General features: G+C 49.1%; 15 protein-coding genes. 7 read left to right on the top strand and 8 right to left on the bottom strand.

The window, feature by feature from the left end:
- Positions 1 to 45: 45 nt before the first annotated feature.
- The 3 genes from MJO52_RS18425 to MJO52_RS18415 form a co-directional block, all read right to left on the bottom strand.
- Positions 46 to 468 (bottom strand): DUF2147 domain-containing protein, encoded by a 423-nt coding sequence (locus tag MJO52_RS18425; protein ID WP_252083417.1) that lies wholly within the window; start codon positions 466 to 468, stop codon positions 46 to 48.
- A 161-nt stretch (positions 469 to 629) separates the two neighbouring features.
- Positions 630 to 2,096, bottom strand: a complete 1,467-nt coding sequence (locus MJO52_RS18420; protein ID WP_252083416.1) for a protein adenylyltransferase SelO — start codon at positions 2,094 to 2,096, stop codon at positions 630 to 632.
- A gap of 73 nt (positions 2,097 to 2,169) precedes the next feature.
- On the bottom strand, positions 2,170 to 3,642 hold the full coding sequence (locus MJO52_RS18415) for a Ppx/GppA phosphatase family protein (protein ID WP_252083415.1): 1,473 nt from the start codon (positions 3,640 to 3,642) through the stop codon (positions 2,170 to 2,172).
- Positions 3,643 to 3,893: 251 nt separating this feature from the next.
- On the opposite strand from MJO52_RS18415, the gene ppk1 reads away from it, so the two are divergent.
- A complete protein-coding gene (gene ppk1, locus MJO52_RS18410) occupies positions 3,894 to 5,960 on the top strand; it encodes a polyphosphate kinase 1 (protein WP_252083414.1) in 2,067 nt (688 codons plus the stop codon).
- A gap of 65 nt (positions 5,961 to 6,025) precedes the next feature.
- On the opposite strand, the gene MJO52_RS18405 is transcribed toward ppk1, so the two are convergent.
- Positions 6,026 to 6,526 carry a hypothetical protein gene (locus MJO52_RS18405; RefSeq protein WP_252083413.1) on the bottom strand — a complete coding sequence of 167 codons (501 nt, stop codon included), beginning with the start codon at positions 6,524 to 6,526 and terminating at the stop codon, positions 6,026 to 6,028.
- A 56-nt stretch (positions 6,527 to 6,582) separates the two neighbouring features.
- Complete coding sequence (gene aceK, locus MJO52_RS18400; RefSeq protein WP_252083412.1) at positions 6,583 to 8,337, bottom strand: bifunctional isocitrate dehydrogenase kinase/phosphatase; 1,755 nt, start codon at positions 8,335 to 8,337, stop codon at positions 6,583 to 6,585.
- Positions 8,338 to 8,503: 166 nt separating this feature from the next.
- Between aceK and MJO52_RS18395 the strand changes: the two genes are divergently transcribed.
- From MJO52_RS18395 to MJO52_RS18380, 4 genes are all read left to right on the top strand, one after another.
- A complete protein-coding gene (locus MJO52_RS18395) occupies positions 8,504 to 9,112 on the top strand; it encodes a MarC family protein (protein ID WP_252083411.1) in 609 nt (202 codons plus the stop codon).
- A gap of 522 nt (positions 9,113 to 9,634) precedes the next feature.
- Positions 9,635 to 10,600: a sulfotransferase family 2 domain-containing protein gene (locus tag MJO52_RS18390; protein ID WP_252083410.1), complete on the top strand. Its 966-nt coding sequence runs from the start codon at positions 9,635 to 9,637 to the stop codon at positions 10,598 to 10,600.
- Between the two features lie 138 nt (positions 10,601 to 10,738).
- Positions 10,739 to 11,518 carry a sulfite exporter TauE/SafE family protein gene (locus MJO52_RS18385; RefSeq protein WP_286036988.1) on the top strand — a complete coding sequence of 260 codons (780 nt, stop codon included), beginning with the start codon at positions 10,739 to 10,741 and terminating at the stop codon, positions 11,516 to 11,518.
- A gap of 315 nt (positions 11,519 to 11,833) precedes the next feature.
- Positions 11,834 to 13,717, top strand: a complete 1,884-nt coding sequence (locus tag MJO52_RS18380) for a diguanylate cyclase (RefSeq protein ID WP_252083408.1) — start codon at positions 11,834 to 11,836, stop codon at positions 13,715 to 13,717.
- A gap of 1 nt (position 13,718) precedes the next feature.
- Here MJO52_RS18380 and pstS read toward each other — a convergent pair whose 3' ends face one another.
- Both pstS and MJO52_RS18370 read right to left on the bottom strand, forming a co-directional pair.
- Complete coding sequence (gene pstS, locus MJO52_RS18375; RefSeq protein WP_252083407.1) at positions 13,719 to 14,804, bottom strand: phosphate ABC transporter substrate-binding protein PstS; 1,086 nt, start codon at positions 14,802 to 14,804, stop codon at positions 13,719 to 13,721.
- 129 nt (positions 14,805 to 14,933) lie between these two features.
- The gene (locus tag MJO52_RS18370; protein ID WP_252083406.1) at positions 14,934 to 16,865 is read right to left on the bottom strand and encodes a PhoX family protein; all 1,932 of its coding nucleotides are present in this window, start codon (positions 16,863 to 16,865) and stop codon (positions 14,934 to 14,936) included.
- A 263-nt stretch (positions 16,866 to 17,128) separates the two neighbouring features.
- Between MJO52_RS18370 and MJO52_RS18365 the strand changes: the two genes are divergently transcribed.
- Positions 17,129 to 19,759 carry a TonB-dependent receptor gene (locus MJO52_RS18365; RefSeq protein ID WP_252083405.1) on the top strand — a complete coding sequence of 877 codons (2,631 nt, stop codon included), beginning with the start codon at positions 17,129 to 17,131 and terminating at the stop codon, positions 19,757 to 19,759.
- 101 nt (positions 19,760 to 19,860) lie between these two features.
- Positions 19,861 to 21,813: a phytase gene (locus tag MJO52_RS18360; protein ID WP_252083404.1), complete on the top strand. Its 1,953-nt coding sequence runs from the start codon at positions 19,861 to 19,863 to the stop codon at positions 21,811 to 21,813.
- 590 nt (positions 21,814 to 22,403) lie between these two features.
- Here MJO52_RS18360 and MJO52_RS18355 read toward each other — a convergent pair.
- Entirely contained in the window at positions 22,404 to 23,414 is a 1,011-nt protein-coding gene (locus tag MJO52_RS18355) for a serine hydrolase domain-containing protein (RefSeq protein ID WP_252083403.1), read from the bottom strand.
- Positions 23,415 to 23,625: the final 211 nt, after the last annotated feature.

The raw sequence follows: 23,625 nt of genomic DNA, 5'->3' as shown, positions 1-23,625 counted from the left end.
GTGGCAGCCGGCCAAAAAAAAGGCCCGCAATGCGGGCCCTGTAATTTACTCTTCGACTCTGTGCCAGGTCTGGGTGCGGTAGAGAAAACCGAGGTACCCACGCACTTTCAGGGTGTTGTCGTTTTCCAACCAGAACTTGCAGTCGTACACCTTGCCTTTCACCGGGTCCATAATTTCCCCGCCTTCGTATTTCTTGCCTTTCTGCACCATATTGGTGATCACGTCCATTCCTACAAGAGGCTTGCCCTTTAGGTCACCTGGGCAGTTTTCACAAATGGTGTCATTGGGCTTCAGCAATAGCTGGACGATCTTGCCGAAGTACTTACCGTCCTTTTCATAAATTTCCACGATGGATCTGGGCTTGCCGGATTCGTCATCAATAGTGCGCCACTTGCCTACAACATCTGCGGCATTGGCCTGCAGGGCGAACAACAGGCCGAATGTGGCCAGGAGCAGGTTTCTGATCATCTGTAGGTTTTCCTCTATTCAGTGGGTGACCCAGATCTTACAGCAAGTCACTTGCAGCGACACCGCATAAGTCATCATCGGGTAAAAAAATAACCGCATACAGACGACATTTGACCGCAAATACCGGCAATTTGTTCGCAAGTTGTACCAATTTGGCCCTATTAAGAGCTACAGCTCAACGGGATACGCTTGCCGGATTCTGGGGGAGCGCTGGCCCAGACTTCGTGTTGAGAGTGCTCGTCAAATGGGCTCTGCAGTAGCTGGCGCAGGGTATGCAAGGGTTGGTAATCACCGGTTTCGGCGGTCTCAATAACCTTCTGTGCCAAGTAGTTGCGCAATAGGTATTTGGGGTTTGTCGCCAGCATGGCTCGGTTGCGGGCGCAGGAATCACTGTGCTCACGCGCCAGGCGTCGATCGTAGTGCCCCAGCCACTGCTCAAGGGCGCTGTGCTGAGCCTCGGCGAGACATTCCTGAAGTCCTTGGGCGGGACGCTCTCCGCGGTAGCGGGATAGGGCGCGGAAGAAGAGGGTATAGTCTGCCTCCCCCTGTTGTAACAACTGCAGTAGATCTGCGCAGAGTGCCTGATCGCCCTCCTCCTCGGTGGTGAGCCCCAATTTGGCGCGCATCCTCGCAGCAAAGGCATCGGTCACCTGGGGTTGGAACTGCTCCAGGCAGTCTCGCAGTGCCTCTACACTGACAAAGCCGGAGAGAGAGTGGGCCAGGGCATTCAGGTTCCAAAGTACTACACCGGGCTGCTGCTCGAAGGCGTAGCGGCCGGTATGGTCTGAATGGTTGCAGATAAAAGTGGGATCGTAGTCATCGAGAAAGGCATAGGGGCCGTAGTCGAAGGTGTCTCCAATAATCGACATATTGTCGGTATTCAATACGCCGTGGGCGAAACCCACCGCCTGCCAGCCCGCCACCAGTTCAGCACTGCGTCTGGTGGTAAAGCGCAGCATGGCCTCTGCCTGTTCACCAATACTGAGTTCTTGGGAGTCGGGGAGAAAACGCCGACAGATCTCGCCGATAAGCTGTTGTTGGGCTTGCAGCTGCTTGGTGTAAAACAGGTATTCGAAGTGACCGAAGCGTACATGGCTTTCGGCCACGCGGATCAACATGGCGCCCTTTTCAATTTGCTCGCGGGTTACCGGCTCGTCACTACCGACGATACTCAACGCGCGGGTAGAGCGGATGCCCAGGCCACTTAGGGCTTCGCCGGCGAGATATTCGCGAATGGTGGAGCGCAACACTGCGCGGCCGTCGCCAAAGCGGGAATAGGGGGTTTGGCCGGCGCCTTTCAGATGTAATTCCCAGCTTTTGCCTTGGTGTTCAACTTCCCCCAACAGCAGGGCGCGGCCGTCGCCCAGATCCGGGTTGTAGACGCCGAATTGATGGCCTGTGTACTTCATGGCAAAGGGTCGGCTGCCGTGAAACAATTTGGCACCACACCCCAGTTGGGCCCAGTCGGGATTGCTCGCCTCAGCGGCATTGATACCCAGCAGCTGCAGCACAGCGGGATTGATATCGATAAGCTGTGGATGCTTGAAGGGAGTGGGGTTGATGCGGCGGCCAAAGGCATCGCCCATATCGGCGTAGCGGTGGCTGAGGGTAACTTCGCTGAGTTTCATAGATTTTGGGTTTGGGCTAAAAATAAATGTTGCCAGGCATGTTACCGGCATTAATCGCTATTCGCAGGGACGCTTATACCGCAAGTAGGCGTAGAGGGCGTGTCTGTGATTGCCAGTGCTGCTCCTCCTGGTAAAGCAATTCCTCTATCGCCGGGCTGCTATCCAGCCATTCACGCTCAATTTGCAAGCGATAGGCATCTCCCTGGTCTGCCAAGTTGATTCCCCGCAAAGTGCGCTCTGTGCGGTCGCGATGAATAATGCTGGCAAGGCGCAGACACAGCAGTAAATCTGGGCTTGGGTGGAAACCGTAGTGCTCTTTTGGTGCTTTGATTGGACCGCGCTGGTTGCGCACTAGGTAGGCCAGGTGCTCCTGTTCGCCGTTGGAGAATCCAGCCATATCTGCATGCTTGATCATATAAGCACCGAGCTTGCGAAAGCTGCTGTGGGTGAGTGCCAGCCCCACTTCATGTAGCTGGATGGCCCAGCGCAGTCGTTGCCTTCCTTCCAGCGGGTATTCGGGGCGCAATTGCTGCAATAGTTTGAGGGCGGTGTCGTTCACTCGACGCACTTGGTTCTGGTCAATCTGCCAGTGCTGTACCACAGCGTCTACAGTACTGGCACGGCGATCGCCACCGTGCAGCCGCCCCGCCAGGTCATGCACTATGCCCTCGCGAATGGCATAGGGCGAAACCTCCATGCGCTGGATATCCAATTCACAGAAGATGGCGTGCAGGATTGCCAGGCCGGCGGCGAATACCGGGTGCCGCTCCTCGTCGAGATCGGGCAGCTCCAGTTCGGCGATATGCTCCACCTTGGCAACTTCTTTGGCGAGACGGTCGATATCCTCGTGCACGATATCCGCCACCTCTCCTCCATTCAGTACCCGTGAAACCGCCTTCACGCTGCCAGAGCAGCCGATAACTTCCGCCTCGGCGGCAATGTGTTGTAACCCTTGCAACTCGGCGCGGGCGGCGCGCTGTGCGCGCTTAAAATGGTTGACGGTATTTTCACTGATCAGGCCATCGGCAAAAAAGCGTCTACTGTAGGAAACGCAACCCATTTCCAGGCTTTGTAACTGTTGGGGGGATTCGCTGCCGCGCACCAGTTCGGTGGAGCCACCGCCGATGTCGATAATGCAGCGAAGCCGTGGTGGGCCGTCGGCGGCGGCCATTACGCCACTGTAAATCAGGCGTGCCTCCTCAATACCGCTAATAATTTCCACGGGCACGCCGAGAATGGATTCGGCCTCTTCGAGAAAACCATCGGCATTAGCCGCGGCGGCGCGCAGGGTATTGGTACCGACGACGCGAATATGATCGACTGGTAGTTTTTGTAGTACAGGTTGAAAGCGAGTGAGAGCGGTCAGGGCGCGCTCCGATACCACGGGGTTTAGGTGGCGGTGGGCGTCCAGCCCCTCTGCCAGTCTCACCATGGCGCGGTCGGTATGCAGGCGTACCATGCGTTGATCGCGAAATTCCGCTAACAACAGGTGGAAGCTGTTGGAGCCGAGGTCGAGCGCAACGTAGCGCTCACTTGGTGATTGCATCGACATCCTTAGGCCCGTGTTAGTTAAGACGGCAAGCTACTCTACTATTAACTGTATAACCTTGTGCTCATGTTGATTATTTCAATCTGGCGGGGTCTTCCCCCTGGTTGTGACGAAAATGCGCGTAAATCTTCCTTTCGCGAGAATAGCTCGTCATAGGTTGATGCCTGTGCCCCTATAAGTTGTTCGATATGTACTTCCCCTAAATTGGCATCGAATTCTTGGGGCAGGGAAATTCACTCCGGTTGAATATGTATTACAAACCTTCAATACCTAACGATATCCCTCTATACCCAAAAGAGTTGAGCTGGTTGTCCTTCAATGAGCGAGTGCTACAGGAAGTTGAAGACGAAACTGTACCCATTATTGATCGGGTGCGTTTCCTGGGAATTTTCTCTAACAATCTCGATGAATTTTTCCGTGTACGTGTAGCAGATGTGCGCCGTCTTGCCGCGTTCGCAGGGGCTGAACAGGAGAAAAGACATTTTGCCAAACTACTCGGGCAAATTAATGAGCGTGTACTGCGCCTGCAACGACGTTATGCACGAGCTTACGCTAAAGCACTGGCAGATCTCGATAAACACAATATCCATGTAGTTAGGGAAACCACGCTAACTGAGCACCAACGCACCTTTGTCGAAGAATATTTCCATCGGGAAGTGTTGCCAGAGCTGGAGCCTTTTTTTATTGATGACCTTGATACTATGCCGCTGCTTAATGAGGCGAGTATCTATTTTGCCATTTTTCTGCGTTTAAAAGATGGTATCCAGCGTTATGCGGCAATGGAAATTCCCACCAATACTTTATCGCGTTTTGTTGTGATTCCACCCCGTGAGGGAATGCGTGAAAAAGTATATATTGTTCTCGACAATATTATACGGGCCTGTTTGGTGGAGGTGTTTCGCCAGGTTTTGCCGATTCGCTCGGCCAAAGCGTATATGTTCAAGATTAGCCGTGATGCTGAGCTTGAATTGGGTGAGCAGATAACCCAAAACCTCGTGGACCGTATGGAGAAATCTCTCAAGAGGCGTAAGCGCGCCGATCCAGTGCGCCTTGCTTACGATGCAGAAATGCCTGAAGTGCTCCTAAATATGGTGAAGAAAAAGTTAAAAATGGGGCGCTATGATACTTATACACCCGGTGGGCGCTACCACAACTCCAAAGATCTGATGAAGTTCCCCGCAGATTCTGGGAGTTATATCTATAAGCCACTATTACCGCTGCCAACGTTACCTGGTAAGGGGGGCGCCTTTGCACATATTCGCAGTGCCGATCGGCTTTATTATTACCCTTATCATGATTTTCGCGTAATCACCAATTTGCTCGCATCTGCAGCAATTGATCCACAGGTGCGAGAAATTCGGATCAATCTCTACCGGGTTTCAAAGAATTCACGGGTGGTGGCTGCTTTGATCAATGCCGTGCGGAATAATAAAAAAGTCATTGCTGTTGTTGAGTTACGCGCGCGATTCGATGAGTTGGCAAATATCCACTGGTCGAAGGAGCTTTTCGATGCGGGGGTAGAGGTTATTTATGGTGTTCCAGGATTGAAAGTTCATTGTAAATTGATTTCTATTCTTCGTCGAGAACAGGGTAAAGATAGGTTTTACAGTCATTTGGGGACAGGTAATTTTAATGAAAGTACTGCGCGAATTTACTGTGATTTTAGTTTGTTAACTAATAATCAGGAGTTGGGCCAGGATGTCTACAATGTTTTCGAATTTATTCGGCGTACTCGACGTCGTCCGGTGTTTCAGCATATCGCAGTTTCACCCCTGACAAACCGTGCTGCGCTTTTGGGGGCAATAGATCGAGAAATTGAGGCCGCCCAAAGGGGCGATAGAGCTGAGTTGTTTTTTAAGTGTAATAACTTGGTGGATAGCCAGGTAGTGGATCGGCTTTACAGTGCAAGTGCCGCAGGAGTAAAAGTAAGAATTATTGTACGAAGTATGTGCACCTTAGTGTGTGAGACAGCGGGTCTTTCTGATAATATTCATGTTGTCAGTTTGGTGGATAAATTTCTGGAGCATGCGCGTGTTTATATATTTTATAACGGTGGAGAGGAGGTAATGTGGCTCTCTTCAGCAGATCTTATGACTCGTAATTTAGATCACCGGGTGGAAGTGACTTTTCCAATTATGAATACTGATCACCGTGAGACGATTCGAAAAATTTTGGAGCTGCAATGGAGTGATAATCAAAAAGCTCGGATTGTGGATGCGAGTCAGAGTAATACTAAAATTGCCAACTCTGGCAAAAAAAACTGTCGTTCCCAGGATGCTATATACCGCTATTTGAAGAAGCAGTCTGACGCTTGAACTTAGTTGGTTTCGACAAGAACTGGTTTGCAAGCTTTAAAAGCACTCACAGTAATTTGGCTCACTTAGTCCCGGCTGAACCCCACCAACTTTCCTCGACTGAATGAAAAGCGATAGCGTTGTCCGATTTGCAGCCATTCATAGCAAGTCGACTGGATAATCATACGTGGAAACTGTGGGGTAACTACCCAGGTCTGGAAATCATTGCCAGGTCCTCGCCCGATCAGCCAATAGTAATCCCCTCTTTTGCAAAAGGCGCTGGGTGCGCAGGGCTCGCTACCCCAAACATAGGCCAGTACATCGTATTGCATTGGCACACTGGCCTTTTCCTGAAAAGGCTGGGGTTCACTGCCGGTGAAGGTGTAGAGGTTGTCGAATGGAATTGGGCGAAATCCCTGTGCTGGAGTTGCGCAGCTGACTACTTGGGGTTTTCCAGTGATACGGGCGTGAGGAGGCGGCGCCTTTTCCTTGCCGGGAATGGTCATTTCACTGGGCAGATAACCGCAGCCACTGGCTGTTAATAGAGCCAGGGCCGCTAGAGTTGCGGCCCATGCAAGTATGCGCACTGATCACCTATTCGAATTGTGGGGGCCTCCTACCAATATAGCCATAGATTGAGTGCTTATTTGTTGCGGGCGATGGCCGGAGCACGGCGATGGAAGCGCCACTTACGCCGGTAGGGGAAGGCGCTCTCCACATGCCCGGCGCGGATACGGTCTTGCAGGCGCCTCCAGTATCGATAATCGTAGAGGTCGCTGTGCAACCTCTCAAAAGCTGAGCGCGCGGTGGGATTACCGGAGAAGAACAGGCGGAACTCCTCTGGGAAGACGTCCGCTTCATCCACGGTGTACCAAGGTTTGTCTGCCAGTTCCTGCTCGGGTGTTTGCGCTTCGGGAATCTTGCGGAAATTGCACTCCGTCAGCGGGCACAGCTCGTCGTAATCGTAGAAGACCACGCGGCCGTGACGGGTCACACCAAAGTTCTTAAGAAGCATATCGCCGGGGAAGATATTGGCTGCTGCTAGCTGCTTGATGGCATTGCCATATTCCTCCATCGCTTCTCGAGTTTCCTCTTCGTTGGAGGTTTGTAAATAGAGATTGAGGGGTTCCATGCGCCGTTCTACATAGAGGTGCCGGATAATTACCCACTTCTCATTAATGACCAGTTTGGAGGGTGCTACCTCCTGTAGCTCACGCAGTAGTTCTTCACTAAAGCGATTGCGATAGAAGATGAAATTGGTGTATTCCTGGGTATCGGCCATACGCCCAACGCGGTCTGAGCGGGATACAAATTTATATTTCTCCCGCACAATTTCTTCGGTGACGGTTTTTGGGCGATCGAAGCGATCCTTAATGACTTTGAATACCACTGGATAGGAGGGCAGGGTAAATACGCTCATTACCATGCCCTTGATGCCGGGTGCTATTACAAACTGGTCGTTGCTCACCTTCATATGAGCAAGGATATGGCGGTAGAATTCGGTCTTGCCGTGCTTGTGGAAGCCGATGGAGTTGTACAGTTCCGACTTTTCCTTGAGCGGCATAATAGTGGAGAGAAAGCGCACGAAACGCGAAGGAATGGGCGCATCCACCATAAAATAGGAGCGGGTGAAGCTGAAGATAATACTAGCGGAATCATTGCTGTGCAGCAGGGTATCCACAAAAATACCACCACGGCCGTTATTCAAGCAGGGCAGAATAATAGGTACCACTTCGCCATTAAAAATCATGCGACCCACTAAATAGGCGGCCTTGTTGCGGTAGAACACAGACTCCAGCATATCTACACGCAGCTGTTTTTCATTCTCCAGCTTGGCCAGCGGCGCCTCGCGTAAAAGTGCACAGATATTTTCGATATCCCGCTGCATATTTTCCCAAGGGGCGGAAAAGCTGAAGTCTTTGAGGATGTCCTCGATCATATATTCGAGTCCATCACGCCCGCTATAGCTGATATAAATGCTGTAATCCCGCAGCGGTTTGTCGTCTGGTGCGCGAGAGGGTTTGACGAAAATATTTTTGTCGTGAATATCCGCGTGTCGAAATTGGCTGCAAAAGACAGAGTTGAAGAAAGTTTCGGCAATCTCGTAGTTGCTGTGATTGGCGATTAGTTGTGCGTAGGTGGCGCGGGCATCCCGCCACAGTTCCAGTTGACTGGTATCTTTACTGGTAACTGAGTGCACCAGTTTGAGCACTTGGTTGACCTTGGTTTTGTACAGGTCGATGCGTTCCTTGTTGGCCTCATGTGCGGCCTGCCAGGAAGCGGTCTCAAAGCGCGCCTTGGCGCCCAGAGTGATGTTCTGATAGTCTGCGAAATACGCATCAAAACCATTCAGGATGGTCTTCGCGATGCGGCGGGCGGTCGGTGAGTGATTGGTCATGCACTAGACTTGGTTTTTGAGTTTCAGGTTAAGCATCTGCCTGGGGAGCATTTGGGGTGGCTGACGGGGTTAACCCGCGCCTTACCAGATTCCACCGCCCCGGCGCTTGCCGATCTCCCCGCGGCAGGGAATAAGCGGATAGTAGCACGGCACGCCGGAGTACCAGTTGAACGATTGGATCAGTAGTTTTGTCTTTTTCTTTGCGGTGATCGATCCGGTGGGCACTCTGCCGGTATTTATTGCGGTCACTTCCCGTCACGCCGAATGGCAAAAACGCAAAATCGCCTGGCTGGCCGTATTGGTAGCCGCTGGCATCTTGCTGTTCTTTTTATTGGTCGGTCAATTCCTGTTGGAGGCAATAGGTGTACCGCTGTCAGCTTTTCAGGTGGCAGGTGGCGTAGTGTTGTTCCTGTTTGCCCTCACCATGATATTTGGTGATAGTAAACCTGAGCAGGAGATGGAGATTGTCCGCGAGGGCCATGAGACCGCGATATTCCCGCTGGCGGTGCCCTCAATAGCCTCGCCGGGCGCCATGCTGGCGGCAGTGGTACTTACCGATAATCATCGCTTTGATATGATGCATCAACTCAACACTGCCACGGCGATGCTGGCGGTATTGGGGATTGTGATTGCACTGTTACTAACCGCAAATTGGATCTATCGGTTTATAGGGGATGCTGGCGCCAGTATCGTCAGCCGGGTGATGGGGCTGATACTCGCCTCGGTAGCCACCACCAATGTACTGCTGGGTATACAGCAGTTCTTCTCCATCTAAGCTGCCCAGTCAGAATGAACAGGCACCCCGAACGTCAGTTGGGGTGTCTGCACAAGTTTTCTCGTCGACTCGTTTCGATTATTCCGTGTTTCGATTCCCCCATGAACGATGCGTTTTACTCAATAACGAGATGCTACTGATTACTGTGTTGTACTGTGGTGAAGCATGCTTTCACTGTGGCTTTATTGTGCCAGTACAGTCAAAATACACCTGAGCAATATTCTATGACTTATTGTTTTGTTGTCTAAATATCATTAACTAATTGCCAAAAGAAGACTGTAGTCACAGTTATGCCCTTTGTTTGTTAGGAAATAGTCAGATGGTTGTTCACATCACTAAACCTAACTATGATTAAGTGATGCATAATGATAAGTAATTGTTTTACAAGAAACGAATTGGCTAAGAGATAAGATATTCAAAAGACAATTCTTTATCATTTTCTTGATGTGTTCCCCTTCTGTATTTTTGTTGTCATTTTGGGAGCATCGGGAACATATTACACACCATTCTTAAGGGATTTTTATGGTGGTGAACCCACTTTTATTTATTCATGTTCCAAAAACTGCAGGAACAAGCTTTCGGTTTGGCGCATCAACATATTTTGGCGATGGTAGTATTTGTCTTGATTACGGCCCAGGATCGAAGCATACCAGCGATATTGTGAAAGCTTGGATGGGTGATAATCCTGATCTATGGGTATTTTTTCAGAAGATGAAATACAAAAATGTTAAAATGCTTGCAGGTCATTCAAATTCAGTACGTTATCTTCCAATATTTGGCCTGGAAAATACAGTAACAATTTTGCGAGATCCAATACAGAGGTTGGTGTCAGAATATAAACACTATTCTCGACATAATGGGTATAAAGACAGTTTTAAGTCTTTTTATAGAAAGTCATCATTCACCAATCGGCAGCTAAAAATTTTCCGTAGGTTTTCCTGGCCACTTTTCGGTTTTGTTGGTTTGACTGAGAGGTATGATGAATCCCTACAGTTGCTTAATAATAAATATGGAATAGAAATTCCGTATTTAACAATGAACTTAGGGCGTGAGGATCTTAAGGGGAAATATGATATTCCTCAGGACCAATTAGATGAAACGTGTATTAGGAATGCTCGTGAAATTGATCTATATGATAAGGCAGTGTCACAATTTGAATGGAGAGTCTCACTTTTCAAGAACGGCATGAAATTTGTGGCCGGCTTGCTTAGCGGTCAGGCCAAGGAACATATTCTAGGGTGTGCTATTCCCGAGCAAAGCGATGATGCGGTTGTACTGCGTGTGAAAGTTGATGGGGCCTATAAGGGCGAAGTTCTAGCGAATGAATATCGTGCTGATCTACGCGCAAATGGTGCAGGCCGTGGTGGTTTCGTCGGTTTTTCTATAGATATCTCTGGCTTTGCAAAGGGCGCAATTCTGGAGTGTGAGGTGGCTGAGACGGGGCAACCGCTAGTAAATTCTCCCTGGGTAATTCGCGGTGAAGATTAAGTCTATTGGAGAAGTGACTTTTCTTCGTTATTTCTACCGATCTTTCTATGGTCTATATTGACTGACTCTTCGGGCTATCAATCGCCTGCAAATTTATTGCCTGCCTAACAGAGGCATCTTTGTGCTGCGGATAAGAGCATGATACTAATCCCAGTTTTACTAATCTTTGGGACCCTCTCCTGGTATATCTGCACCCTCGCTGCCGGTGGTGGGGCCATGCTGATGATTCCACTAGTCGGTCTCTTGATTGGGCCACATTTGGTGGCTCCTACGATTACGATTGGCAGTGTTATTGCCGCACCTTCCCGCGTGTTGTTCTTTTGGCCATATATTAACTGGAGCGTTATTTGCTGGATGCTACCCGGTAGTATTCTGGGGGCGATGGTTGGTGCCTATATTTATAGTCAAATGCACCCAATATGGCTTCAACTCCTTGTGGGCATCTTCTTGATGTCCACTTTAGTTCAATATCGGCTCGGTAGAAAACAATCTTCTTTTCCAATGCGTTTGCCCTACTTTTTCTTCCTAGGTGTAGTAGTCGCATTTCTCTCTGGGATTATTGGTGCTATTGGCCCGGTGCAGAATCCCTTCTTTATCAATTACGGCGTTGATAAGGAAAATTTGATTGCAACCAAGGCGTTGAACACCATGGTCTTACAGGCCACCAAAATAATGACTTACCTTAGCTTTGGTGCTATCACCATGAATTTGGCAAGTTATGGCGTTGCTATTGGTATTGGAGGGATTATTGGAGTTTACCTTGCTAAGCATCGCATCTTGCGTATGAGTACACAGCGCTTTCATTACTATATGCTCGCTCTAATGTTTATTTGTGGAGTGTTTCTCGCATCACGATCTTTGACACAAATTGCTCAATTAAGACCCGATATTTTTTCTGATATCACCTTACTCAGTTAGATACTTGTCGCAAAACGAGCGTATACGGATAAGCATTGAGACAGTGGAGTAATCTCTGTGATCAAGGATTAGTAATTAATAAGGGAATTGCTGCAATGTTGTGTCTTTTGTGTAAATTCGAACTTTAGTGGTTGCTAGTACCTATGGTGCTCCGATTGAGAGCCAAAAGATATGCAAAACTTTATTGAGGGGGCGGATTGATCACTGTGAAAGCGTTAGCTAGCCAGAATGTCTCGCGTTAAGTGAGAGGCTGTCATTTACTGCTCTGGAGGAAGGCATTATAAGGGGTAAGTGTTATCCCCGCGCGCCAAGACTATGAAAGACAGAATAATAAGACTGCGGTTACTGGATCTGCGGCGTTCTATTTTTAAATGTTGGTACATTCGTCCCTCTTTCTATGTTTTTCTACTATTAACCTTCTATGCCCTTTTCCTGTCCAAGGTTCCGGTATGGGCGCATACTCCCCTGGACGTGAACACCAATGAGCAGGGGGAAAATTCCACCGGACTCCATGCGATATGGCACGACAAGGGTGGAGAGAGCGATATTTATAGTGCACGACAAGCTCATGAGTTGGGAGAGTTTCGCATTCTGGAAACAGCGGGTTCCACCGGTCTAAGCGCCGGTGTTTTCTGGTCTCACTTTACGTTGCGCAATCGCGACAGCCACCCGCTAACCCTAAATATTGAGTATGTCGATCACCAGCTGGTCGGTTTGCAAGCTTTTAGTCGGAAGGCGGGCAGTGGTGATCTCTTCCGCGAGGTGAGCAACCTTTCTATTTATGAGCCTTTTACCCGTCGGCAGGTGGCGCATAACCGTTTTGTTTTTCCAGTGACCATCGCACCGGAGGCCACTCAGGAGCTAATGGTAAGGTTTGATTCTGGCGAATTGGGTGTGGTCTTTCCCAGTCTGCGTATCTGGAGCCCCCAGGCATTGCAACAAAATAGTAAGGGTGAGACGAGCCTAATCGCTTTTCTGTTTGGAGGCTACTTTCTAATGGCGGTCTTTGCCCTGGTGGGAGCGATCGCAATCAAAGAAAAGATTCTCTATATCTATTCTTTTTACTGCGCCAGCAAAATCCTGGTGTGGGGTACGGTGCTTGGATATACCCATCAATACCTGATGACCGGCAGCTTCCACTGGGGATACGGCTCTCTTAGTGGGGCTGTGGCAATTATGGCCGGGCTTGTCTTTGCACGGACATTTCTCGAAACCCGTCAGTACACGCCAAAGTTGGACTTCCTCTTACAGCTGATGTTACTCAACGGTGCTTTCCTGATTGGTTGCGTGTTTTTAGAGCTGAAGGCCCTTTCCCAAATATCCATGATCATCGCGTTGCTTTGTTATCCCCTGGTCGTGCCGATCGCGATGATTCGCTGGCGCCAGGGAGAGAATGCTGCAGGAGTGTTTGCCCTGGGGTGGGCCACCCTAGTGCTGGGGCTACTGGTGCAGGCAATGCGTGATCTCGGTTATGTGGTGCACAACCCGGTCAACTACTATTGGCCGCCGGTGGCCTCTTTTGTGGAGATGCTGGCGATTATGGCAGCGATCGGTTTAATGGTGCAGCGCCTGCGGTTACAGAAGGATCGGGCGGAAAAAAAATACCTGCAACAGCTGGAAGTATCCAAGATTGATCTTGAGGAGTTGGTGCAGTCACGCACTCGGGAGTTGGAGGCTGCCAAGGCCAGGGCGGAATTGGAGGCACGTACCGATCCACTTACCGGCATTCACAATCGCCGCAGTTTTTTTGAAGAGTCCAATCTTTTGCTCAAATTGGCTCAACGCAAGCAAATTCCCCTGGGTATATTGATGTTGGATATAGACCGCTTTAAATCAATCAATGATTGCCATGGCCACCTGATCGGTGATCAGGCCTTGTGTGCCACTGCCCGGGTAATAGCCCAGCATGTGCGTGAGGTGGATGTGTTTGGGCGTATAGGCGGTGAGGAATTTGCACTACTGGTTAGTGCCGATGGCCCAGGTACGCTGGCTGTTGCCAAGCGTATCCATGAAGATATCGCCAAAATTATGATCAAGTCCGCTCTGGGGCCGGTGCAGTTTACCGCTAGCATTGGCGTGGCCCAGCTGCAGGGAGAGAGAGACGTGCTGGAATTATTGCAGCATGCCGACAGCGCTCTTTACCGGGCCAAAAGGACAGGTCGCAATCGTGTCTTAGAGTATGCAGTGGCGGAGGGCTGAGCTACTGCACATAGGTCACTGCGTTGAGCACCCTGATACGCACATTTTCCGGTAGAGGTACCAGACCGATATTGCCGGCTTCCGACTGGGAATTTTGGCTCAACATAAAGACCAGCATCTGTCTTAGAGCCTGGGCAACATCATCTTTCTGATTGGCGTAGAGCAGCAACCAGGAAAAGCTAGTAATCGGGTAGGCATCTTTACCTTTGGGGTCCCAGACCCAGGCGATCAGGTTGGGCGCGCCACTCACGGGCAGTTTGCTATCGGGAAATTCCACTTCTTCTAATGCAGCTACTCCGCTCTTGGCATTGGCTTCGATAAATTGACCGGCGCGGTTTTCCAGGATTGCTACCGGTAAATTGACGATGTTGGCAAAGCCGTGCTCCACATAACCGATGGCACCGGGTATTTCTCGTACTTTGGCCGCTACACCCTGGTTACCTGGTGCGATTTTAAAAGTCGACAGTCGGGGCCAGTCGGGTGTTCGGTCCAGGCCAATATTCTCACGGAACTCTTCACTAACGGCGCTGAGGTGGCCGGAAAAAATATAGGAAGTTCCGGAGCTCTCAGAGCGGGTAACCACTGAAATATCTGTGCGTGGTAATTTAATATCTGGATTACTGGCGGCGATGATTGGATCGTCCCAATGGCGGATCTTGCCCATAAAAATGCCCACATAGGCTTCCCGCGATAGTTTCAGTCTATTGATACCCGGTAAATTAAACACTAACACTACTTGCCCGGCAGTGACGGGTAATACAACACCTCCCTCTTTGAGTTTCTTGAGTTGATCGACTTCTATGGCCGCATCTGAGGCGGCAAAATTTACTGTATGGCCGAGGAAATCGCGGATGCCGTCCCCGCTATTACTCATTTCATAAAAAATAAAAATATTGTTCTCGCGGTGGGTAAACTGGCGAAACCACTCCACATAAATCGGATAGGGGAAACTGGCGCCACTGCCCCGCAGATTAACGGGGTTTTCTGGCACCTGGGCTTGCACTTGTAGGCCGAAGAGTGAAATGCCAGCGGTCACCGCCAGTATGGCTGCAAGGCGGCGTAGTACCGCGGTGTACCTCGATAACATGGGTTACCTCAACTGAAGGGTCACCGGTCTCTTATTGGAGACCAACGACGAGCCGCCAAAAATAGGCTTCGATTAAAAAATTCTAGCAGGACCGGCGGCTTCGTGTGAAAGTGCGCCGTTCTGGGATGACTAGCTGCCCACTTCACCGCCATCGTCCCTATAGATGGCCAATACCGAGGGGCGCGGTGGCAGTTCCGGGTTGTTATCCGGCCAGCGGTGTAAGGGGTGGTCGTAAGTAGAGTTGAGGGCGTCGGCAGGGTGTTGCACTGCGATAAACAGAGTTGTGCCATCGGGAGTAAACTCGGGGCCGCACACCTCAGCGCCCTGCGGGCATCCAAAGAAGTGTTTGGGCGCGGCGCGCATTGGCCCCTCGGTGGCCATGGCCCAGAGGCCGTCGTGGAAGCCGAAACGCTCGCAGCCGTCAGTGGCCACCCACATGTTGCCATGAGGATCGAAGGCGACATTGTCCGGGTTGGTAAACCAGCCGTGATTAGAAATATTGTAAGTGGATTGCTGCCCGTAAGCGCCGCGCTCCTTGGGGTTCTCCGCATTGGGGTTGCCGCCAAGTAAAAACTGTTGCCAGCGGAATTGGTCACTGGTGTGATCTCGGCCGGTTTTTTTACCAGGCTTGATGGGGGGCACAATTTCCAAAATATGCCCGGCAGTATTTTGGTGACGGGGATTAGCCGCATCCACACCGTCTTCGGCGCGGCTTTTATTCTTGGTTAGCATCACATAGGTGCAGTCGTTGTGGGGATTGGTCTCTACATCCTCCGGGCGGTCCATGGGAGTGGCGCCCAGCAGTGCAGCGGCCTGGCGTGCGTCAATCAAGACATCTGCTTGATTATGAAAACCGTTGTTGCTGTTTAGAGGGCCCTGCCCAAAAACTAGTGGCAACCATTTCCCACTTCCATCCGCATCAAAGCGTGCCGCATAGAGGGTGCCTTCGGTCAGTAAATTGCGATTGTGGGTTGGATCTTTGGGCAGATAAGCCTCTTTGGAGACATAGCGGTAAACGAATTGGTGTTCGTCGTCATCGCCGCCATATGCCACCACCGGTTGGCCCGGCTTACAGACCAGGGTAAAGCCCTCGTGTTCAAAGCGGCCCAGGGTGGTCAGCTTGCGCGGTATAGATTGCGGGTCGTAGGGGTCGTATTCCACCATCCAACCAAAACGATTGGGTTCGTTGGGTTCTTGCTGTATATCGAAGCGCGGGTCGTAATCACCTAAGTTGCGATTGTGGGGCCTTACGCCGAAGTCAAGGTGATTGCGCGCCTCGCGAGTATCCTCGATTTTGTTGGGATCTCCTTGGAAGGCGCCACCAAATCCCTCCTCGGCCACCAATACCGTGCCCCAGGGAGTCTTGCCACCGGCGCAGTTGCCAATGGTACCGAGCACCTGGGTGCCAGAGGGATCTGCGGTTGTTTGCAAGCGTTTGTCTCCGGAGGCGGGGCCACTAATTTGCATCGGCGTGGTCGCGGTGATGCGGCGATTGTAGGGGCTCTCCAGAACCGGCTGCCAGCCTTTGTCGGTACGTGTAATTTCTATTACCGAGTGGCCACAGGCGGCTAGTTCTATGGCTACATGCTCGGCACTGACTCCCCGCGTGGCACTGTACTCATCGTTGTAACCAGAGAACATCAGGTGTGGTTGGGTGTACTCGTGATTTACACATAGTAGGCCGCGATCGCTGTTACCACTCTGGCAGTGGATATCTCCGTGCCCGGCAGGGGTATTCTCCGCCAATGGCATAAAGGCGATAAAGTCGTTGTTATAGCCAAAGCGTTGAGATTGTCCCTTCGCCGTCAATTGTTTCGGCTCAAATTCTTTGAGGTTAGCGACAATGGGGTCGCCCCACCGTAGCAGGATATCGGCGCTGTAACCCTGCGGTAAATGATGATTGAAGTCCAAGCTGTGGGGAACTTCCTGAAATGAGAGATTCTCCCGATGATGCTCCGATCCGCAGCCAGACATAAAGCTGGTTGCGGCGCCCGCAGCCGTGGCACCACCAATGGCCTTCAATAGCTTTCTACGGTCAGGGTTTTTAGGGGAATCTTTCATTGCTGCTGCTCCGTTGCGGGGAACCTAATAAAATTAAATTAACCTGACCTAATTAAATCGATGACATATCTTTTCCGCTATCGATTAATTAAAAGAGGTTAATAAAAAGCGATAAATAAGAATATTTAATTTATCTGGGAATTTTTCCAGCTATTTCTGAAAGCTTGATGACAGCTTAAAAAAACCGTCATGTAAAGTTCATAGTCGCCTACTAGTCTGCGCCCCAATAAATACGCCGCCGGGACTAATTGGAGTGGGACGCCATGAAAAGCACAACCATCAATTTTCAAACGCCCAACACCCCCGTTACCGCGCTTGCCATAGCAGTTTTTTGTGCTAATAACGGCTTGAGTGCCAATGCTTATGCACAAGAGAGCCAGGCCCGCACCATGGAAACGGTGACGGTTACTGCTCAGGCCAACAATGCGCGCAGCGACCTGGATCGTCAGCGTGACTCCAACAAGCTGGTGGCAGTACAAACTTCTGATGCCATTGGTGAGTTGCCGGATGCCAATGTAACAGAGGCCCTGCAGCGGATGCCTGGAGTCTTTATTGCCCGCGACCAGGGTGAGGGACGTTTTGTGGGGGTGCGCGGTATTGATCCCAACTTGAATGCCGCCAGCATCAATGGCGTCAGTCTGCCCGCACCAGAAATTGGCAGTCGCGCTGTGGCTCTGGATGTCATCCCCTCAGACCTACTTGCCAGCTTAGAAGTATTCAAAACCCTTACACCGGATATGAGTGCAGACTCCATCGGCGGGGCCATAGAAATCAAGAGTATTAACGCGCTGGACTACGATGGCAGTCGCTATAAATTCAGTGTTGAAAACAGTTATAGCGAACTGCAAGAGGAGCACAGTCCAAAATATGCAGCCACCATGACCAATGTTTTCGATCTTGATGGCAACAGGCGCTTTGGTGTCGCTCTGGCAGTCAGTCATCAGCAGCGAGATTTCGGTTCTGAAAATATTGAAACCGATGGTAGCTGGGAAGCGCTTGTGGCCGAGGACGGTAGTGAGGGGATTGGGGCAACTGAAATAGAACAGCGGGATTACACCATTACTCGTGAGCGCACCGGTATGGCCGCGAATTTCGACCTGAAATTGAGTAGTGGTGCACGAATCTATCTGCATAATCTCTATTCCGACTTCTCAGATCAGGAGATCCGTCAACGCAATTCCTGGAAACTGGATACAGAGCGCGATGAGCCAGAGACGATTTCCAGACATAGCGCCATTTGGGAAGAGGCGGCACTGGAAAAATCCTTGAAAGATCGTCTGGAAGAACAGGAGATTATTTCAACAGTATTGGGTGGAGAGCATAATTTCGAACAATGGGGTCTTGCCTACGTGCTGGGTTATTCTTACGCGGAGGAATCTGAGCCACATCGACGCGATACCGACTTTGTCCTTGAACCGCTGCGCCTGGGTTATGTGGAAGCGGGTAAAACTCCGCGTATGGCAGTGGACAGTAGCGACGCTGAAAAAATATTAGATCCCGCCAATTATCAACTGGACGAGTTGGTTATTGAGGATAATTTCACCGAGGATGAAGAGTTGAGTTTACGTCTGGATTTTACCAGGGAGATAAACTGGGGCAGCTATGACTCAACTGTGCAATTTGGCCTGCACGAACGCCAGAGGGAAAAACGTGGTGATCTGAATGCCAGCGTTTATGATGGTTTTGCCGGTGACTATACCTTGGCAGATTTTGTTCGTAACGATATTAATTACCGTCTCGATACCTTCGGACCGGGAGTTAATCCAGGCAATCTCAATCGATTTATTAATCGCAAGATTGCTAGTTTTGAGATGGATGAAACTGAAACCGCCCTCTCTTCTGCGCGTGATTACCAGATGCAGGAAGACATCAGTGCGCTCTACGTAATGAACACCATCGAACTTGATCGCGCTCAATGGGTCTTTGGAGTACGCTATGAACGCACCGATTTCAGTGCCAAAGGAATGCGTGTGATTGAATCCGAAGAGCCAGTACCCGGTGCCGATTTCATTGCCGATGAGGTCTATGCAAGTGCGGTCAATTATCAGCGCGATTACGATCACTTCTTCCCTAGTGTAAACTTCAAGCTTGATTACAGCGATAATATTGTGCTGCGTGCGGCCTACACCGAGTCCCTGTCGCGCCCCTCGTTTGGCCATCTGAATCCCTCGCCGGCGCAAATTGAGTACGACGATGGTGAGCTAGAAGTGGAAGCCGGCAATCCAGCTCTGCAACCTTATGAATCTCGCAACCTGGATTTCTCCGCAGAATACTACGCGGATCATCTGGGTATGCTATCGCTGGGATTGTTCCACAAGTCTATCGATAATTTTATAGTGATGTCCGATGTTTCCAGTAGCGCGGACTTTACTCAGTATATCGGTAACCTGATAGTGGAAGAGGCCGAAATACTTCAACCTATCAATGGTAAAAGGGCACGGATTAACGGTGCGGAACTGGCTTGGACACAGGGCTTCGATAATGGTTTCCTACTGCGTGCTAACGCAACCTTCACAGACTCTGAAGCCAGTCTAGGATTGGGGCCGGGTCGTCAACGCAGCGACAAAATTTCTATGTCATCCCAAGCAGATCTGGTGGGAAATTTTATTGTCGGTTATGAGCGAGATGCTTTTAGCCTGCGCTTGTCTGCTGCTTTTCGCAGCGAGCGATTGCTGGAGGTAGATATGGAGGATGCATCCCGTGATCGTTATGAAGAGGATCACTTACAATTGGATCTCTCTGTGCGCTACCACTTGAACAACGGTTTACTACTGACATTCACCGGAGTGAATTTGACCGATGAGCCTTATTATGTGCATAACTCTGGTTTCAACGGTCAATATGAAGAGTACGGGTCGACTTATGCCCTGGGCCTGAGTTACAGCACTTTCTAGCGGGACAACATCTAAAACATTTTTAATAAAATTACGGTGTTTATGCACTGCAAGGAGCCTCACACAGGTGGGGCTCTTTCTCCGGAATTGAATGGCTTTCCATGAAAAAACTGCATTTTATTATTGCGATCATGCTCGCCGCTGCGCTACTCGTTAGCTGTGGTCACGATGTGGATTCTGTTTTACGCATTAAAAAGGCCTTGCCGCAACGGGCAATTCCCTTGGGTGCGATAGACGCAGAACAGATTCTGCCAATACGGGTTGGGGCTGAGCAATATTTATTGCTTGCCAGCGAGCGTCGCGGTTTGCTTGTAATAAATTCCTACGGAGAAATACTCGCCTCCCAAGAGGGAAGGGTGGAACGCCTAGCCGTACAAGCTCTGCCTAATGAAACTTTACTGGTGGCCTCCTTCGATGAGCGCCTGGCGCAAATAAATTTACATGAAATACGCCACAGTGATGCTTCAAATAACGTAAATTTTAGGCTACTGGGTAGCCAGAAAATGCCAACGCTACAGAGTGCCCTGTGCTTTTCCCAACAAGAACAGCGCACTCATTTGTTTAGCATTGGTGAAGATGGAATAGGTCGTGAATATTTATTATTCCCAGCCCAACAACAGTGGCAGATGCAAGAAGTACGTCCACTCTATTTTGGTGAGCAAGTTAATGCTTGCGCAGTAAGCCCACGCTCCCAACGCCTACTAGTATCTCAACCACCCATTGGAATCCTGAGCTTAAATACAAACGCGGAAAAGGATGAGCAGCGTAAATTATTCCTTAGTGCTCATTGGCTTGGTGAAGACTTCGGCAATCTATGGTTTGATGCTCGTAGTGAAAGTCTGTGGCTGAGCGCAGGTGATCAGATACATCGCTACCGACTGCCTTTTTCCTCAGAGGAGCCAGAGTGGCACCTTCATATTAACGAGAACCACTCAGCAGTCTCCCCAGTTTTCTTAAATGGTCAGCTCTGGGCCCTGGATGTTGGTCGGGATCAGCTGTTGGTTTTTGATGATGTGGAAAATGATTACTTAGAAACTGAGTCTACAGGATTTGATCCCGAGAGCGGTGATTCAATCGTCAGTGTATTTGCTCGCAATCAGACGGACCCGGTAGAGTCATTTGGTGATGCTGCTGATGATCCTGCTATCTGGGCCAATAAATCCCAGCCACAGAATAGCCTGATTTTGGCAACGGACAAAAAAAGTGGCCTGAATATTTACAATTTATCGGGAAAGCTGCTCGAACATTTTGCTGTGGGACGTGTTAACAATGTGGATATCCGCAGTATTGAACATCCTCATTATAGTGCATTAGCGGCAGCATCTAACCGCTCGACCGCCGGGGTGAACCTCTTTGCCATCACGGCTGAGGGGCATGTCGAGCACCTGGGGCTACGCGCTATAAATTTGCAAGATCCTTATGGCCTATGTTTGCAGAAAACCAATAATCAGCTATTTGCTTGGGTATCGGATAAAGATGCTGCCTTGCACCAGTTTGAAATTGATCTCGGCGAGAATCCCACAGAATTTTCGTTAAAAAAGCATACAGAAATAGTCGTAAATAGCCAGGTTGAAGGCTGTGTCGTCGATGATAAGTGGCAGAGGCTCTTTTTTGCCGAGGAGGATCGGGGGATTTGGTCACTGGGCCTTAAAAAGCAACAGAATAGTGAATACCAGGCTAAATTGGTTGCTGAAGTGGATGGTCAGACCCTGGTGGATGATGTGGAAGGGCTCGCCCTCTACCTAACAGAGGATAGTGGTTACCTGATCGCCTCTAGCCAGGGTAATGACAGTTATGCGTTATTCACACGTGATGGTAATGACTTTGTTGGTCATTTTAGGGTAACAATGAATGTGCGCTCAGGTATCGATGGAAGTTCTGAAACCGATGGCCTGGATGTTACCAGCCTGTATCTTGGGCCGGAATATCCAATGGGTTTGCTTGTTGTCCAAGATGGCAGGAATCGTCTGCCCAATGCCAAGCAGAATTTTAAATTGATTGATTGGTATACGGTGAGTGAGGCATTGGATTTGTCGGTCTTTGTTAAAAATTAACCATTTATATTTATTGTGACAAAACTCTGTTGGAATTTTCTATAGAATTGCTATGAAAAATATCGGGGTTCGTCTTTGCTATAAACCTGATATACATAATAAAAATTGTTTTTTATATTTCCTGCTCCAAGCTATGATCTAGCGTTATTGGTTATAGTGATTTTGATTAAATTTTCCATCTGAGCCAAAAAAACAAAATTTGGTGAAAGATTAAATCTAGGGGATCTCTGAATAATTCCGCGATTCCTCTGGCCTTCAGAGTAGTTTTCAATCAAAATGCTGCTTTGCAGGAATACCTAGAATTTCCAAGAAGTTGCAATACCAAATGTAAATCGCTCTGAAACCCTTGAGGGGCAGGCCATATCTGCCACGTTCCAGCTCTTACAGAGGGTTAGTACTATCCGCGGCTAACCTCTGTAATCCCTAAGGCTCGCAGAGGCATTAAGGAATTATTTAGAGGCTCCGCTGCATCCCCGATAATGATTTTTGACTTATTAATGGATTAATTGTTGGGACAGGTTTTGTATAGGTGATATGTTTGCTTATTAACCAGCTCTTTAAAATCCCAGCTACTAACTGCCCCTGCGACTTTAAAGCTTAAATTCAGGAATATATTCAGCTGCAATTTTATCTACAAACTGGATTGGCAATCCGCCAATTAAATTTGTAAGAACAACTATGGATAGTTTATCCTCCGGATAGTGAATCATAGTTGCCGCATTTCCGCCGCTCGCACTAACTGCACGGTGATGTTCCCGATCGATAACTTGCCATCCAATAGCATAACCATTCTCTACATGATTAAACCCAGCAGTTTGGCCATTCTTTAAAGTGATCGGTGTCCAAAGAGAATGGAGGTTTTTGAGCAGCTTTTTAGACTGCAAGGCAATAAGATATTGCGCAATTTCTGTTGCTGTTGAATTCATGCCAGCTGCACTTTGTAATATGTAAGGGAATTCAACGTAGTTATTTTTGTGCTGGCCCTTATCGGAATCGTAGAGATATTGCCTTGCATGATTGCTAATAGGACGCGTCATGTGTTCAAAGCCGGCATCAGCTGTTAATTTCATATTGGCGATTTTAAGCTGATTATCGATAATAAATTTTGGGAAGCCGCCTTGTACGTATTTATCGATTATTTTACCGATAATAACATAACCCGTCTGATTATAACTAAACTGTGTGTTTACTTCAGATTTTAAAGGTAACTCTTTTACTTTGTTCCATGCAGCATCTGGATTGCCACGAACAACCAAATCAGCAAGGTAACCACTGAAAATATTGGGCAGCCCAGAAGTGTGTGCCATTAAATGTTTTATCTTTATTGACTTCCAGTTGGCAGGTAAGTCAGTAAGGTGTTTGCCAATCTCATCATCTAAGGAAAGGCGTCCTTGCTCTGCGAGCTGTAGCAATGCAACACCCGTAAACGCCTTAGTCATTGAGTTAATTGGAAATACAGTGTTGGATCTTACCGGCACATTGTCTTGTAAATTAGATAACCCATAATTTCCAAGTTTGATTATTTCACCGTTTTTAACGATGGCCAATTGGAGACCAGGGATTTGGCGCTTATCCATGATGCTTTTGATCAGCTTATCCACAGAGTCTGCATATGCTGGAAAGCTGAAGGATATCATAACAACAGCTAGAATTGTTAAGCGTAGTCTAGTTAGTAATCGAAGCGTATAATTCATAAACAATATATCCTTATTGTTTTCCAATCTTGGGGGAGCTTTATAGCTGAATTGTCTCTTTTATAAAGAATATGATCAATCATTATGGTAAGACTGTTATCTTGCTATAGATTCTTGA

The organism is Microbulbifer variabilis, assembly GCF_023716485.1.
GTDB lineage: Bacteria > Pseudomonadota > Gammaproteobacteria > Pseudomonadales > Cellvibrionaceae > Microbulbifer > Microbulbifer variabilis_B.
Note: the sequence above shows the minus strand (reverse complement) of the source record. Positions and strands in the feature narration are given on the sequence as shown.

Excerpts from the sequence above, each read along its gene's own strand:
- MJO52_RS18425 (WP_252083417.1), bottom strand. The coding sequence starts at position 468 with ATGATCAGAAACCTGCTCCTGGCCACATTCGGCCTGTTGTTCGCCCTG.
- MJO52_RS18420 (WP_252083416.1), bottom strand. The coding sequence starts at position 2,096 with ATGAAACTCAGCGAAGTTACCCTCAGCCACCGCTACGCCGATATGGGC.
- MJO52_RS18415 (WP_252083415.1), bottom strand. The coding sequence starts at position 3,642 with ATGCAATCACCAAGTGAGCGCTACGTTGCGCTCGACCTCGGCTCCAAC.
- ppk1 (WP_252083414.1), top strand. The coding sequence starts at position 3,894 with ATGTATTACAAACCTTCAATACCTAACGATATCCCTCTATACCCAAAA.
- aceK (WP_252083412.1), bottom strand. The coding sequence starts at position 8,337 with ATGACCAATCACTCACCGACCGCCCGCCGCATCGCGAAGACCATCCTG.
- MJO52_RS18390 (WP_252083410.1), top strand. The coding sequence starts at position 9,635 with ATGGTGGTGAACCCACTTTTATTTATTCATGTTCCAAAAACTGCAGGA.
- MJO52_RS18385 (WP_286036988.1), top strand. The coding sequence starts at position 10,739 with ATGATACTAATCCCAGTTTTACTAATCTTTGGGACCCTCTCCTGGTAT.
- MJO52_RS18380 (WP_252083408.1), top strand. The coding sequence starts at position 11,834 with ATGAAAGACAGAATAATAAGACTGCGGTTACTGGATCTGCGGCGTTCT.
- pstS (WP_252083407.1), bottom strand. The coding sequence starts at position 14,804 with ATGTTATCGAGGTACACCGCGGTACTACGCCGCCTTGCAGCCATACTG.
- MJO52_RS18370 (WP_252083406.1), bottom strand. The coding sequence starts at position 16,865 with ATGAAAGATTCCCCTAAAAACCCTGACCGTAGAAAGCTATTGAAGGCC.
- MJO52_RS18365 (WP_252083405.1), top strand. The coding sequence starts at position 17,129 with ATGAAAAGCACAACCATCAATTTTCAAACGCCCAACACCCCCGTTACC.
- MJO52_RS18360 (WP_252083404.1), top strand. The coding sequence starts at position 19,861 with ATGAAAAAACTGCATTTTATTATTGCGATCATGCTCGCCGCTGCGCTA.